The organism is Symmachiella macrocystis, assembly GCF_007860075.1.
GTDB classification, from domain to species: domain Bacteria; phylum Planctomycetota; class Planctomycetia; order Planctomycetales; family Planctomycetaceae; genus Symmachiella; species Symmachiella macrocystis.
In genome coordinates this window covers 2,510,171-2,525,689 of the sequence record NZ_SJPP01000001.1, presented here as the reverse complement: position 1 = coordinate 2,525,689, position 15,519 = coordinate 2,510,171, and the positions used below count along the sequence as shown (strand labels likewise).

The 15,519-nt window shown below is 55.3% G+C and carries 13 protein-coding genes; 8 read left to right on the top strand and 5 right to left on the bottom strand.

The features are described 5' to 3' along the window. Nucleotides 1–2: 2 nt before the first annotated feature. Both CA54_RS09760 and CA54_RS09755 read right to left on the bottom strand, forming a co-directional pair. A complete protein-coding gene (locus CA54_RS09760; RefSeq protein WP_146370589.1) occupies nt 3–776 on the bottom strand; it encodes a hypothetical protein in 774 nt (257 codons plus the stop codon). Nucleotides 777–878: 102 nt separating this feature from the next. After that, nucleotides 879–2,267, bottom strand: coding sequence for a DUF1501 domain-containing protein (locus CA54_RS09755; protein ID WP_146370588.1), 1,389 nt, complete (start codon nt 2,265–2,267; stop codon nt 879–881). 363 nt (nt 2,268–2,630) lie between these two features. On the opposite strand from CA54_RS09755, the gene CA54_RS09750 reads away from it, so the two are divergent. From CA54_RS09750 to CA54_RS09725, 6 genes are all read left to right on the top strand, one after another. Continuing rightward, entirely contained in the window at nt 2,631–7,292 is a 4,662-nt protein-coding gene (locus CA54_RS09750; RefSeq protein ID WP_146370587.1) for an outer membrane protein assembly factor BamB family protein, read from the top strand. 186 nt (nt 7,293–7,478) lie between these two features. Further along, nucleotides 7,479–8,210, top strand: coding sequence for a peptidylprolyl isomerase (locus tag CA54_RS09745; protein ID WP_146370586.1), 732 nt, complete (start codon nt 7,479–7,481; stop codon nt 8,208–8,210). Between the two features lie 361 nt (nt 8,211–8,571). After that, entirely contained in the window at nt 8,572–8,868 is a 297-nt protein-coding gene (locus tag CA54_RS09740) for a hypothetical protein (protein WP_146370585.1), read from the top strand. Between the two features lie 161 nt (nt 8,869–9,029). Then, nucleotides 9,030–9,371, top strand: a complete 342-nt coding sequence (locus CA54_RS09735; protein WP_146370584.1) for a hypothetical protein — start codon at nt 9,030–9,032, stop codon at nt 9,369–9,371. A gap of 404 nt (nt 9,372–9,775) precedes the next feature. Next, complete coding sequence (locus CA54_RS09730; RefSeq protein ID WP_146370583.1) at nt 9,776–9,967, top strand: hypothetical protein; 192 nt, start codon at nt 9,776–9,778, stop codon at nt 9,965–9,967. 406 nt (nt 9,968–10,373) lie between these two features. Beyond that, nucleotides 10,374–10,793, top strand: a complete 420-nt coding sequence (locus tag CA54_RS09725; RefSeq protein ID WP_146370582.1) for a hypothetical protein — start codon at nt 10,374–10,376, stop codon at nt 10,791–10,793. 180 nt (nt 10,794–10,973) lie between these two features. On the opposite strand, the gene CA54_RS09720 is transcribed toward CA54_RS09725, so the two are convergent. From CA54_RS09720 to CA54_RS09710, 3 genes are all read right to left on the bottom strand, one after another. Beyond that, complete coding sequence (locus CA54_RS09720; RefSeq protein ID WP_146370581.1) at nt 10,974–11,594, bottom strand: hypothetical protein; 621 nt, start codon at nt 11,592–11,594, stop codon at nt 10,974–10,976. Nucleotides 11,595–11,707: 113 nt separating this feature from the next. Next, entirely contained in the window at nt 11,708–12,637 is a 930-nt protein-coding gene (yegS, locus tag CA54_RS09715; protein WP_261343732.1) for a lipid kinase YegS, read from the bottom strand. 211 nt (nt 12,638–12,848) lie between these two features. Continuing rightward, nucleotides 12,849–13,379: a hypothetical protein gene (locus CA54_RS09710; RefSeq protein WP_146370579.1), complete on the bottom strand. Its 531-nt coding sequence runs from the start codon at nt 13,377–13,379 to the stop codon at nt 12,849–12,851. Nucleotides 13,380–13,590: 211 nt separating this feature from the next. Between CA54_RS09710 and CA54_RS09705 the strand changes: the two genes are divergently transcribed. Continuing rightward, a complete protein-coding gene (locus CA54_RS09705; RefSeq protein ID WP_146370578.1) occupies nt 13,591–14,187 on the top strand; it encodes an anthranilate synthase component II in 597 nt (198 codons plus the stop codon). Nucleotides 14,188–14,192: 5 nt separating this feature from the next. Then, nucleotides 14,193–15,431, top strand: a complete 1,239-nt coding sequence (locus CA54_RS09700) for a molybdopterin molybdotransferase MoeA (protein WP_146370577.1) — start codon at nt 14,193–14,195, stop codon at nt 15,429–15,431. The last annotated feature ends 88 nt before the right edge of the window (nt 15,432–15,519 follow it).

Below are 15,519 nucleotides of genomic sequence, written 5' to 3'. Positions count from 1 at the left end.
CGTCATTTTTTCTTCGGCGGCAGACGAATCCGCAGTGAACGGATTTGCACATCCTTGGCTCCGTAGCGCGTATCATAGGTGCCGACAATGATTTGGCCCCGTTGATAATTCGGCAGTGGCATGTCGCGGATCACGGCGGTTTGTTTCCCAACTTTCAGATTCAACTTTTTGTTCTCAACGCTCAGCCAAAACGGCTGTTCACCCTTCCAGCGGTACTTGTGTAACTCTTCGCCGCTATTAAGTGCGTCGTGATCCTCGAATTCTGTGGCAAACCAGGGGCTGCCGCTTTTTTTGAACGTGATGTTATACAGCCCGTATCCGTTGCCGTCTTTCCAACCCAGCAGCCAAAACCAACCGCCCACGCTTTCGGCGTTGATCCGTCCTTCCAACTCAAAGTCCTCAGCCTCGGCCAAGGTCAGTGCCGCATTCGCACCGGCAATGCGTCTGACTAGTCCGCCCTGAATCCCCCATTGACCGTCGGTTTTGAATTTGCCCAGTTGGTACGCATCGCCCGGCCGGGGACCAACAAATTCCAACGTATCGTTGGCCAGCACCGGGAATTTATCGAGCGGGATGACTGTCTTCCTCTTTGTCGGTTGGCCGGAAAAAAGGACCTGCCAGTTTCGCTCAGGAACCAGCGGTGTTTTCTTTTGCCCCGCCTTGCCTTGGGCAAACGCGTCACCTGCGATCCCGTTCATTAGGAAGAGGGCCAAGGCGACAAAGCCGACCATGTTGCCGGGATGCCTAATAGTGAAGTGCGAATAGCGAGCAGCCATATCGTGCCACCGATCAAAGAGACGACGAACCTCGATCCACGCGACACGGCGTAGAAATGCGCGTGGCACGACATCTCTACCATCATGCACTAGATCGCCGCGCTATGCAAATAATGGCAGCATCGGGTGGCCGGAGTAGACAAATTGCGGGCGGCCGGAGCGGTCGGGCACCATGAGTTCTGCAGGGATACCAAGTGCATGGTAAATCGTCGCCGCGAAATCCAGCGGTGAGACCGGATTGTCCTTGGGTGCGGCCGCTTGAGCATCGCTGCTGCCATAGACTTGCCCGCCGCGAATCCCACCACCGGCCAACAATCCGTTGTAACATCGCGGCCAATGGTTCCGCCCCGCATTGCTGGTATCGATTTTCGGATTGCGGCCGAACTCACCCACCCAAGCCACGATGGTCTCATCCAGCAGGCCTCGTTCCTCAAGATCAACCAGCAGTGTTGACAAGGCTTGATCCGCAGGCGGGACGAGATCTTTTTTCATACGATTGAAATTGTTGCCGTGCGTATCCCAGAAATTCTTGCCGTCGTTGTGCCAATTGATTGAGACGAACGGAACGCCTCGTTCGACGAGCCGCCGCGCCATCAGCACGCACTGTCCGTGCAGGTTCCGCCCGTAACGATCGCGGACCGCATCCGGTTCTCCGTTCAAGTCAAACGCCTGCCGAGTGCGGTCTGAACCCAATAGTTGAAACGCTTGCTGTTGTTGCCCGGCGACATCGACGACCTGTGCGGAGCGGTCCAGCGCCGCCCGCTGGGCATCGACCATGCCCAACAACGCGCGGCGATCTTGCAGACGGTCGGCCGACATCCCATCGATCAATCGCAGCGCGGGGACATTCCAATCCGGTTTGCTCGGGTCGCCTGTGACCAAAAAGGGATCGAACTTGTGACCCAGCCAGCCACCATGTTGTCCCGGCGCGCGGCCGCCCGGGGCTGCGGGGTGCAGCGCCAACCAGGGCATCGTCACAAACGAGGGCAGCGTGGCCGGCATGGGCCGCAGTCGCGACATCATGCTTCCCATGTGCGGCGTGTCTTTTTCACTGGGGGGAGCCGCATCGCTGTTGATCACCGGCGCCCAATGTCCCGTGAGCGTGGCATGTCCGCTGGAGAGATGCGCCGGGTCGGTATGATTCAATGAACGGACGACCGCCACTTTGTCCATCTGCTGCGAAAGGTTCTGAAACAGCTCGCAGATCTGCACACCGGGAGCGGCGGTATCGATGGGATTGAATTCCCCCCGCACTTCGGACGGCGCATGCGGTTTGGGATCAAAGGTTTCTAGTTGACTGGGGCCGCCCCACATGAACAGAAAAATACACGCCTTGGCCGATCCAAAACCGACCGGTCCCGAACCAGCGTCTCCCGCTCGCGCGACGCGGGGAAGACCAGCGCCCAGCAAGCTTAGCGCACCGGCTTGCAACAGATCACGACGATTCAGTCGTGACTTGGTGCGGAATTCGTGGCAACTCTGGCGGGACATTCTGCAGTCTCTTTTTTGACAGGCAGTGTTCAACACGTAAAGATTCGTTTATATTTTCATTTTCGGACTTATCTGTGTCAAGCTGGAAGTGGAATCGCCCTCAAAAGCTTGAATCCGCTATAATATTTGTTGATCGGCAAGGATGGATCGATCAAGACGGTGATGGAATCAGCACGGCCCTCTAGAAACGTATTGTCACACGGCGAGAATTTCGCACGAAGTCGTCAGGAATTCGTGCGAGGCTGATGAGCCTCGAATCGACAATCGCAATACGATTTTTAAAGCAGGCACAGGCATCGTAGCGAATTCGACCTGATTTATTGGGTGAAATCGCTGTTTCAAGGACGAGGAGAGTTTCCGCAAATGAGTCTTCCTATGCAATCGATGTGGCGCAGCCGGCGCGCGGTGTGGACGGTGCTGATGCTGGGGAGTTTGCTCCCGTGCCGCGTTGGTTTGGCCCAGCAATTCATTCCGGGTGGACCCGTCCAAGCGATGGCGCCCGCTGATGTCTTTCCGCAACACTCGAAACTTGGACGACAATTGCTGATGGCGCAGGACGAGTTGGCGGCGAAGAATTATCGCGTCGGCTTACGTCGCCTGGGGCTGATTGTCGGCAGTGAACCGGTCCGCGGCACTCCTGACAACCAGCCGCTCAGCGAGGATCACTTCTATTCTGAAACGCCCGATGATCTTGCCACGTTTGGGAGCCTCAAGGCATCCGCGCGAGAAATCATTGCCGCACTTCCTCCCGAAGGACTTGAGGTCTACGAAGATCTGTATGGCCGCATGGCACAGGCGGAATTGCAGGCGGCTAGCGCAGCGGGAGATTTCGAAAAAATGGCCGAAATCGCGCGGCGGTATTTTCACACCGCGGCCGGTTACGAAGCGGCTTATCAAGTCGCCGCACATCACATGGATCACGGGCGCCCCATGGCGGCTGTGCGGGTTTTTGGAGAATTGCTCAAACAGCCCCGCGCCATCGAGCGCTGGGAACCGATGTTATCAACCAAGGCGGCCATTTGCTGGGCGCGAGCAGGGCGGATCTCCGAAGCAGCTGACATCTTAGCGGCGTTAAAACAGCAACAGAACGCGGATCACATTCTGCTGGGCGGTGCTCGACAACCCTTGTTTCCCGATCCAGCAGCCGAAGCGGGAAGTCTTGCCGAGATTTTTGGTCCAGCCCAATCAACGAGTCGGCGGAATGACGACTTGAGAATGGTGGGGGGCAATCCGGCCCGAAACCAGTTACAGGCCGACAGCTTTCCTTTCCTGCGCCCCACATGGCAATCGGCAGTGTCGGATAATGCCGGCGTCCTCGATATCCTAAACCATTGGAAACGCGCGCTGGCCGATGCGGAGGACCTGAGCATTCCCGCCGTCCGTCCGTTACTGGTCGATGATCTGTTGCTCGTTAAAATCTTGGGCGACGAAGCCCTTCCGACCGGATCAAAAATTCGTGCCTACGATGCACAGAGCGGTGCGGTTCGTTGGCAGACGGCGCCCAATGCCACCTACGATCCCATGCCGCCGAGTCCGACCTATAACGGCGGTCCCTCGCCCGGTGTTGAGGATATCAAGCGGAATACCGTTGCTGAGCAACGCGCTTGGCACGATCACACTTTTGCTGATCTCGCCAGCGACGGTAAGTCGGTCTATAGCGTCGAAGAATTGGACGTCCATAAGACCTCAAACGCTATGATCACCGCGTCACTCAGGGTTTATAACTTACTGTGCGCCTATGACCTACAAACCGGAAAAGCTCTCTGGGAAGTCGGCGGCGGGCCGGGCGAGATTGCGCTGCCGTTGGCCGGGACATTTTTCCTGGGGCCACCGTTACCCCTAGATGGACGTCTGTACGTGATCGCCGAACAGGATCGACACATCCGGCTGCTAGTGCTCAACCCGGAAAACGGCGAACTGTTGTGGGCGCAAAGTCTCTTCGTGGTCAATGCCGGACAGCAATCATTGGTGCTAGATGTCTGGAGGCGAGTGGCCGGTCTGAGTCCAGCGTACTCTCAAGGTTTGATCATTTGTCCCACGGGAGTGGGAGGCGTTGTAGCGTTTGATGTTGAAAGCCGCGAACTCCAATGGCATTTCACCTACGACAATGGCTCCGGCCCGGCCCGGACACCACGGCGGTTTGCCGCGTCGCCCTCCTCGCACCGCATGATGCCGGGCCAGGAAGGTCAACGTTGGTTGAATACCACACCGTTGATCGCCGAAGGGCGAGTACTGATCGCGCCGCTGGATGCGCGGCAATTTTACTGCATCGATGTCCTCACCGGCGAACTCTTGTGGCGTAAACAGCAACTCGACCGACTGCAAATCGTGGGTGTACAAGATGGAAACGTCGTTGTGTTGGGCAAACACGAACTCGAAGTGTTTCAGCTCGAAACGGGCGAGCCGGTTTTCAAAGCACCAATTCCCATTCCATCTCCCAGCGGACGCGCTGTGCTTGCCGGCGAAAACGTACTAGTCCCGTTGAGCAGCGGCGAACTGGTCGCGATTGATCTGGCGTCGGGATCGATCGTCAACCGCGCGGCGACGCCTGACGGCACGGTCCCCGGAAACCTGCTCTGTTTGCCCGACGCGGTTGTTTCACATGGGCTCACAGGGATGGCGGTTTATGAAGATTTCAGCCGCGCCAAAGAACGTATTGCCGCTCGACTTCAGGAAAACCCTAGTGACTTGCAGGCGTTGCTGGCCAGCGCAGAGATTTCGCAACAAGAGGGCGGCCTCGCTGCGGCAATTGCCGGTTTTCGTCGGGTCGCAGCAGCCACTAACGACTTAGCCGCTCAAACCCAGTTGCTCGATTTGTTACTACAGGGCTTGCAAACTGATTTTGCCACATATCAAAACCAAACGACGGAAATCAGGACCTTATTACAAGGTGTTCAGTCGGAAGCCGCCAGCGGTTCGGATAATGTCACTGATTTAGTTGTTGGTGCTCTTGATCCTATTCAGCAAGATGCGGCGTTACTGGCCCAACCAGATCGTCGGGGACTATTTCTACGCAGCCTCGGTGAAGGTTTTGCCGCACAAGGGAATCCGGCCGCCGCGATGGAGGCTTATTTGGAGTATTCCTCTACGGGTCGCGGGGATTGGTTTGACGAAGTACAGCCCGGTTGGGGAATTCGCCGGGACCAGTGGTTCGCGGCGCGGCTGTCGGAATTGTTGCACAATGCATCCGCCGAGCATAAAGCCATCCTGAACCAACAGGCAGAGCAGCAACTTGCCACTGCGATCGAGCCCCTCCAGTCGGAACAGTTGCGTCGCTTTGTGGTTCGGTATGGTAACCATCCGTTAGTCGACAAAGCCCTGCGCGCCATGGTCGATGCCACCGCTGATGGGATTCACCCTCTCGAATCCGAATTCGCATTATTGCGCTTGCGGCGCAGCACCGACGAACAGACTGTGGCATTTGCGACCGCAAAATTGGCTGCTTTGTCGATCGATTTTGGTCGGTATTCCGATGCGGCCGGTTACCTGCAAGAACTGAGGTCACTCTGGGCTGAGACGCCCATCTTGGATAAGAAAACCGGCAAAGAACTGGTCGAATCTTGGTCCACCGATCCCCTGGTCGCCGAACGGCTGTCCGACAAATCTCCTTGGCTGATGGGCCGCGTCGATGTGAGCAATGAGAAAAAATCCCAGGTCACGCGCTCAATCGCTCAACCGGTCAATGTGTTGGAGGTCCGCGAGCGTCACAGTCCGCCGCTCGCGCTGCAATGGTCCATGCCAAACGGATCGACAACCGCGACATTGACCGCCCGAGACGGCAACACAACACCGGTTTGGAATGTCGAAGTCCCCACCGGCGATGGAGGCCGAATCAATTTCAACAGTTACGCGCGCGCCTGCGGCGACTTAATGGTGTTGATGTCGGGAAACGAGATCCTCGCCGTGGATGCTCTCGGTTGGCAGAGCGGCACGGGAGTGGATGATGCTCAAGTTTCAAACGGACAGGTGCTGTGGCGCAAATACTTAAGGGGACCGTATCCCCGTCGGGGCGTCGGATCTCGTAGCAACAATTCTTGGGGCTTTGATCCGCGGGGCCGCCAACTGGGCGTGCTGGGTCCGGTGACGACTGAAGGCGTGTTCTACCGGTCGGGCCGATCCATTTTTGCTGTTGCCACCATGACCGGAGAAACGTTGTGGCAACGGGGAGGCGTGGATCGCAATAGCAGGTTGTTTGCCGATGAAGATAGGTTGATGGTCGTCTCGGGAGACGGGAAAACGGTCACGTATTTCCGCATGACGGACGGAGCTGAACTGGGGACCCGCGACTATATTCCTGGAAAGCAACTGATCGCCGCCGTTGATGGGAACGTATTGAGCTTGGCATTCATCGACAATCACTTGGTCATCCAGTTGCAGCACCTATGGTCGGGCGACATGCTCTGGAAACGAGAGTTTCACCTACGCAGTCACTACACGCGTGTGGGACACGATGAATTAGCGGTTTTGTCACCCGAGGGGCAACTGACGGTGTTGAATATCGCCGACGGGACGACGGTGTTTGAAACCGAGATGCAGTACGAGCCTAAAACCAAATCGATCGCCGTCTTTCCGGCCAACGACATCTATACGGTGATTGTCAATCATCCCGTGCCGGGACGCGGAGGTCGCACCGCAGTGCCGGGCAACTCCCGGCAATTGCTGGTCAACGGGACGGTGCACGGTATCGAACGCCGCACGGGACAACTGCTTTGGTCGGAAACGGTTGTTGGCCAAGCATTTGATCAGCGACATCCAAGCGACATTCCGCTATTGTTTTTCGCCAATCGCGTCGTGTCCCGCGTCCGCTCCGCCCGCTTCTCCTTCGCCGTACTCTGTCTGGATAAGCGGACCGGCAAACCGGTCTACAAGATGAATTCTCGCAACGGGCAAGTCTTGAATTACGAGGCGGACCCAGAAGCGCAATCCGTCACGTTGGACCTCAGACAGTCCCTGCTCCGCTTTACGTTTACGGACGAACCGCTTGCACCGGAACAAAACGACCCGGCCGAGAAACCCGCAGAGTAGCGACTGGCTTTGCCAAAATGCCAAAGTTGACTCTGGTCGGTAATTTGCAGAATCGTTCTGGATTCACCGGTTTCTAGTAGAACCGGGTTCGCGGTTTGATTAACGTGTTCTTGGAACTCCGTGCGCCTGCGCGGACTCACATCAAATTTATTTTCCCTTAGGCTGACTCTCAAGGAGTTTGATCACATGGCGGAGGCAACGACTACAGTGCAACAGGATGACATTATCGCGCGGCTGAAATTGAGCGGGGAATGGTTTGCCGCGGCAGCCGAGTTGGAATTTGAAGGTCTCATCGCCAAAGTCGCCGACGACCAGGGAGTGGCAGTCAGCGACGAGGAATTGCAAAGCGAATTCGACGCATTTCGCGCTGATTTGGACCTGCATAAAGCCGAAGAAACCAACGCTTGGTTGTCCAATTCGGGAATCACCGTCGAGCAGGTCGAAGCCATGCTCGAATCAAATATCTTGCAGGCCAAACTGGCTGACAAACTGATCGATGACACACAGATCGATGCCCACTTCAACCAAAACCCGGCTGCGTTCGACTATGCGGAAATCAGCCAACTGGTTGTCGACAACGCTGGTGCCGCTGGAGAATTGGCGCTGAGTATTCGCGAAGAGGGAGAGGATTTTGCCGCATTGGCTGCTGAGCATTCGCTGGATGATTCGACCAGTTCCGATGGGGGCTATTTGGGACTGATTTCTCGCGAAGAAGCGGGCGGACTGCCGGGCGACATCGCCGATCGGATTTTTTCAGCTGACGCAGCCGAAGTGATTGGTCCCTTCGAAGTGCCGGGCGGCGGTCATTTGATCATCCGTATCGAAGAAGTCGGCAAACACGAATTAGACGACGACCTGCGTGCCGTATTGCGGGGTCAGTTGTTCGATGCACACATGGCCCAATTGGCGGACAATTGATTTAGGGGCACACCAGTCGCCGACGGCCAGCGGTTAGGTGTTGTCGTTTTGACTCTATGAATGACTCATAAAGACGACACCTATCGGGTCTGTGGTGATGGGTTTGCTGGCGAGTTTGGGCATTTCCCAATGGGAGCCATACAGATCGTCTCGATGAAAATTGGCCCCTAAAGTGTTATTATGAATAAGCTTGCGAGAAATAAACATCTACGGCTCTGTCCGGTTTTTCTCGATAAGCGTGATCCGATTACCTGACTGGCACGATTCCTGCGATTGTAGTTTACCAGTCAAGTCAAACCGGATCATGTGATCCACCAAGAGAGATGCAAGAAACGACACTCTTTATTGTTGGAGAAGCAAAATGTCATGCGTCAAGATTGAGGATTTGTCCGTCGAGCGAACTTTGGAAGAGAGCGAAACCAACGACATCGTCGGTGCCGGTGGATTCGCAGTGCACACCGGTCCTTACGGCGGAGGTGTACGTTGGAATGGCGGTAGCATCTATTGGGGTAACGGCGGACGATACCGTCGTCCTTGGGGTGGACACCGCGGTGGACATTGGGGTGGGCCTCGCGGTGGACGTCGTGGTGGTCACTGGGGCGGGCCGCATCGTGGACGACATGGCGGTGGACATCACCGTGGCCGACGTCGTCCTTAATCGACAACCGGCAACAGCTAGGGCAAGGCGTGCCGAATCGTACGATTCGGTGACGCCCTCCTAAAGCTGCTTGTCATTTTGCTTCATTATTTCACAGCGGTTACTGATCTCACGGAACGTTTTACAAAAACTCACAACACATTCTTGAGGAGACACAACTGATGTCACGCGTCAAAATCGAAGACTTGTCCGTCGAGCGAACTTTGGAAGAGAGCGAAACCAGCGACATCGTTGGTGCCGGTGGATTTGCTGTGCACTCCGGCCCCTACGGCGGCGGTGTGCATTGGAACGGCGGGAGTATCCATTGGGGTGGTGGTGGCGGATATTATCGCCGACCCTGGCGTGGACATCATGGCGGTCATCACGGTGGTGGACATCGTGGCGGACACTGGGGCGGGCATCGTGGTGGACACCGAGGCGGTCACTGGGGTGGGCATCGCGGTGGACACCGTGGCGGACACGGAGGCGGACATCATCACCATGGTGGGCGTCGCCGACCGTAAATCGTAAATTCAGGTTTCAATCAAAATTGGGCGTACCGGGTTTTCACAACCTAGGTGCGCCCTTTTTTTATCCCGCATAAACCTGCCACGCTCCGCTGGAGCATGGGAAACTGTACCGCTCAGGCGAACCTTGCCAAATCCGCAGCCGGTCGGGACGGCCTGATTGCTGCAATCTGACGCCCTGCCGGTTGCTGGCTCACTTTTTAGGCAACTGTTTGAAGATGTCTCAAAACTGAGTCGATAATTGAGATGGAACAATTTTCGTTGTCTTCGCGTCCGCAGGTGGTCGGGAGCGTTTAAGGCTCTATCTTCCCTCGGGCCGCATCTAAGAGGTCCTTGAAATGCTAAGATCTGTTTTTTGCTCCGTAGGGCTGTTTGTCCTTCTCTGGGGGGCTGCGTTTCTGATGATTGACAAAGTGACGCTGAATATGGAGGAAGCCCCCGGTGCTCGGAGCGGATTCCGTGGTATGTTCAGCAGCGTGGGTATCAAACAAAAGCGAGAGTTCGACCCGCCGGAATGGGCCGCGTTTAGTTTGATGTCGGTGGGAACCGTCACAATGCTGTACTCCGTGGCCTTGCCGAAAAAACCTGGTTAAGCGTCGCGCGCAGCTCGAAGAGACTCAAGGGAAACCGGCAACGACGAGGAAACTCGCGTTGCCGGTTTTTCTGTTTTTATGCGCCCGGACAATGTGCGTCGCCCTAGGGAGCGAGAACGACGTGGACGGGAAAAAAGGAGTGTGTAGTCAGAGTCATTTCAACGGGAGCAATTTTTCGGTTACCAAGCAGGTTTCGGATTTGAATACCGATCAAAAGTCAAAGCTGAATCGTGACCTAAACAACATCTCATGATCTGAGGCGCGAATTTGGTTGATCATCCGTTAATAATGGTGCGATTCCACCATCCCGCGTTAATCTGCGTAGAGCCAAGTTTTTTTCGTGATTTTGATGCCGATTGAATGCTAAATTGGAATTTGGACCAAGTCACACCCCGGGATTACGAAGATGGCCGTTGAAAAACCAATGAGCAACGTTGAGGTGCGTGAAGCGCTAACTCTTCTCTTGCAACGCGAGGAGGAGCGAGCCAAAGGTTCGCGTCGCAAAGCTCGACGTCGCAAGCGTCAGAAGCAGAGAACGAAAGAAGCCGGCATCGCCAAATTGGTCAAGTCGATCGAAGTCATCAAATGGTGCGTGCTGAGTATTTCCACCGTGATGGCGATTTCAATGATTATTGGTATAGCCGTGATTATGGAGTTGACGCGCGAAGCAGAACGGATCAAAGGCGAAGTCGCCGCGATACAACAAGATGCAGAGCGGATCCGTGAAAAGATCAAGCATCCGCTAGAGACAATTGGCGGAACACTTGGCCGAAGGCTGGAGGGCAACATCGGCGACTTCCTCAACACTGATAAGCCCGGCGAGTAGATCTTTTTGATCAACCGAACGCGGTGTTTCGACGATCGTACAAGCGACAGACTCACTCGGTCGCGTGTTTCGATTACTGGAGTAACGTTTTTAGCTCGCATTCTGCAGCCAGCGTTTTTTAAGACATCGCCGCGCCGGATCGCAAGCCAGCGAGCCTCATTACGTCCGAGCCAAAGATGATCAACCTTCTGCGTCCATATCACGCGTTTGCACGCTTTTCGGGCCGAAGGCTCCCAGAGTGACTTGAAAGAGTTGCCACTGCTTCAGCGTCATATTCGTCTGCGTGACCTCGCGCAAACGGCAGACGTGAACGTAGCCATGCCTTGTCGTTGACGTGCTTAAAACGTAGACCGCCGCCAAATGTTCACCTGTTGACTCGTCAACGAACGAACGTGTTAGGACCCCCATTGTTCGTAGCCGATCAGTCGGCCAGTCTACGAGGACAATTTGCGCGGATTCCTTGGCCCGTATGACTTCTGAAAAAAGGCGTTCATCCCAATTGGAGAATCTGCTCCAAGTCGAGTGTTTTTCCACCATCGGCAAAATCACGAATCGAATCACGATTCCTATTAGCGGAGGCAGTAGAAGAATCGAGAAGACGGCCAAAACCACCCGTGCCGGGGGATTCGCAATGAAATCGAAATAGGGAAGGATGGACCCGACGGCCGCAATGAGCACATATAATACGAGCAAAGCGATGATGCCGTGCAGGTAGATCTTCGACAGCAAGACAAATAGCGGCTGATCTAATGTGATCGAGTCGTCGGACTCCTGCTCAGCAGGTAGAACTGGAAGGTTCACTCTTAGAGCTCCTCACCGGTCGTTTCAACAACGTAGTTTGCTGCTGTCGATACGATGGATTATGAAACGCAACAAAACGTTGTAGTTCATTTGCCGTGCGCAAAGGCAGTTTGTCAGGCGTCTCCAATAATTGGGGCACCCTTCGGCAATACAAACGGTAAAGCCCGCGGCAAAACGTCGAACTGAAAAGATTTGCCTCGCACTGGCTCTCCATCGAGATTGAATTGGAGTTCGTCGAGCATTTCGATCTGGAATGATGCGATTTGACCATAGTAGACATAGCGGTTATCGACCCGCTGCGGATTCATGATTTCTTTGAAGAGCGTTCCGAGTTCGCCTACTTCGACATCGTGCACTGCCATCACGTCGAGGAAACCGTCATCAAGTAAAGCGTTTGGTGCAACTTGGTATCCGCCGCCCGCCTGACTTCCGTTTCCAACTGCGATCATGATTAAAGTCCCTTCGTCTTCGCGATCCGGCGAAATGACTTTGCCGCGATACGGATGCATTTTTAAAGCGGTTACCAATCCCATCAATGAATAGGCACCGCCACCTAGGAGATTTTTCATCTCAACCGGTGTATTGGCCGTCACTTCTGCGCCAAACCCACCGCTGGCCACATTCACGAAGATACGGCCATTCATTTGACCAACATCGATGTTGTGGATGTCGCCTTCGGCCGCCAGCAGCAGTGCTGCCTCGGGATTATCCGTAGGAATCCCGCAACCGCTGGCAAAATCATTGGCTGTGCCGAGCGGAAGCACGGCCATGGCGCTGGTCAACGTTCCCTCAGATTGCAGCAGGCCGTTTGCAACTTCATTGACCGTTCCATCGCCTCCGCCAGCAATAACGACATCAACAGAATCGTGAACTGCTTCACGAGCAAGCCGGCCCGCATCTCCACCTTCCCAGGTGACGCGGACCTCAAGCTGGTGCCCACTTTTTCGTACGGCGTGAATTGCCTCACGAATAATTGAGCTTCCTGCGGATTTGCCGTTCAAGATCAACCGCAATGTTCGCCCTGTTGGCGCTATCGTATTCATTCCGCAAGTAACCTCCACATCCCTTCTCAATGACATGGGATTTCGCTTGTCTAGTCTATGGTCGCTACCATCCTGCGACAAGCACGAACAAATGCCGAGAATAAAATGAATAATTCTTAGCCAACACTGGGTGATTCTTTACGCCGTACGACGATTCAATCTCTTCCTGCAGCTTCAATCGCAGCTCCTGTGGAACATACCCGTTCGGTTGCTATTCGTGTTCTGAATCCGGACCAGCGTATTTGTTACTGCGCCAATCCCATTGGCCAGTCGGATACACTTTGGTGAAGGAGTCTGAACCGTCGTGGTAATACACCTCGAACAACTTTCGGTCTTCGGCGACCCAATAGCCGTGCGAAATCAAATCAATGGATGTCCCGTGCACGAGATCGGGCAATTCGCTGGGGAACGGCGGCCCGTTCGCCGCGAGTGTTGCATATGTTTTCGCAAGATAATGCTTCGTCGCATTTATGCGATATCTGGTCCCGACTATCGAAATGGCCGCTACCAGCACAGCGGCCAGAGCGGTGGCCATAAAATAACTGCGAGTTTCAACCCGCCGCATAATTCCTTCAATGACGCCATCGATAAAAGCAACTATGAACACGACAGCACAAATGAAGACGTTTCCAATTTGGTAGCCTTTGTCTTGGATGGTGGCGAATGTGTGCATCCACGCATTCAACGCGAATACCGCTGCTGTAACACCGAGGACCACGCTACCGATGATATGTCGACGCATCGCTTATTTTCTCGCCTGATACCGGAAGCGGAATATCCTTGTTCACCGCGCCTCCGCAAGCGATATTAATATCCCTGCCCACCAGAAGCTGTTGCCACTAGTGGTCTCCCCCTGCGGATGTTAGCATAAATGGGCACACCTTTTTTCAAATAACCGGCAGTTCCCTTAAAACAACGCGGCGATACCATCGCCCCTCGTTCGACGCACAGCAATGATATTCATTCTCGACAACTACGACTCGTTTACCTACAACCTCGTCCAACGGTTGGGGGAAATCGACGCGACGCTCGATATTCATGTCGCTCGCAACGATAAGACCTCCATCGAGGAAATCGAAGCGTTGCAGCCGGAGCGGATTATTATATCGCCCGGTCCTTGCACGCCGCACGAAGCGGGTCTGTCCAAGGCAGTGGTCGAACATTTCGCGCCTCGACTGCCGTTACTGGGGGTCTGCTTGGGGCATCAGTGCATTTGCGAGGTCTTTGGTTGGCAGGTCGTCCGTGCGGAGCGTTTGATGCACGGCAAAGTCTCGCAAATTTATCACGACGGCCAGGGGGTGTTTAGCGGTTTGAACAATCCCTTTGAGGCGACACGCTATCATAGCTTGATCGGCGATCCGACGGATGCTCCCGAGGATATCGTCGTAACGGCCTGGACTGAGGACGAAGATTTCCCTCGCGAAATCATGGGGGTGCGGCATCGGGAGTATCCGTTGCACGGCGTGCAATTTCATCCGGAGAGTTTTCTGACCTTTGAGGGATCGCAACTGTTGCGGAACTTCTTGGACATCCCCAGTAAAAAACAGTGACGACGATGTTCACCGTAGAACAGGCGCTGGACGCCATCATCGCCGAAGTTGCCGACCCTGTCGCGGCGCGCGTGCCGCTCGGCGAATCACTGGGCTTGGTGTTGGCTGAGGATATCGTCAGCGACGTAGATTCACCACCGTTTGATAAAGCATTGATGGACGGTTACGCCGTGCGTGCGGCGGATGTGACATCGGGACGCGCGGAGCTACGGTTTTTGGAAGAGGTCATGGCGGGGCAAGTCCCCACACGGGCCGTTGAGCCGGGATGGGCGACGCGGATCATGACCGGTGCTCCTCTTCCTGCCGGGGCCGATGCGGTTGTGCGTGTCGAAGACACACAGTTCCGCGACTCCGAAGAACCAGCTGTAGTCGCAATCGACGGTGCTCCCGTTACCGTCGGGCAAAGTATCATGCGGCAAGGGACGTCGACACAGCGGGGCCAGCGCGTGCTGAATTCCGGGACGCCATTACGCCCGCAGGAGATCGGCACGTTGGCGGAATCGGGTCGCGATCAAGTGGCCGTTTATCCTCGTCCCCGCGTGGCGATACTGGCAACGGGGGATGAATTGGTTCCGGTCGGCGACATTCCGCAACCGGGGCAGATTCGCAATTCCAATGAATCGATGTTGGCGGCACAAATACAACGCGCGGGGGGCGAACCGGTTCCGTTGGGAATTGCTCGCGATGAGCGCACCCATCTGCGGACACGAATCGAAGCGGGTCTTGCCTGCGATCTGTTGCTGCTTTCCGGCGGCGTTTCGGCCGGAAAATTGGACCTAGTTCCTTCGGAGCTACAAGCCGCCGGCGTGCGGCAGGTGTTTCACAAGGTGCGTGTCAAACCGGGAAAACCGCTCTGGTTCGGCGTGAGCGAGCGGGCCGAAAAAGACGCAAACCCTATCCATAAAGGATGTTATGTGTTCGGGTTGCCTGGAAACCCGGTCAGTAGTATGGTTTGCTGCGAAATTTTTGTACGGACGGCACTGCGCCGGTTATTGGGGATTGAACCACAACGACCGTTGGCGGTGTCGGCACGGTTGGAACATGAGTATCGCCACCAGGGAAATCGTCCGACGTATCATCCGGCTCAAATGGAATCGAGCCTGACGGGTCGCACGGTTTCGATTGTCTCCTGGCAGGGTTCGTCCGATCTGCGGGCGACCACGGCGGCGAATGGTATGGTCTGTTTTCCCGCTGGAGAGGCGTTGTACTCCGCGGGGACGGTCATGGACGTCTATCCTTGGTAAGGCGAGTCGTCTATTATTCCCGGCCGATTGGCGTTTGGGGCCATCGACGAACGATATGCTCCTCTGAAAAAATTGAACTTCCAAGGAT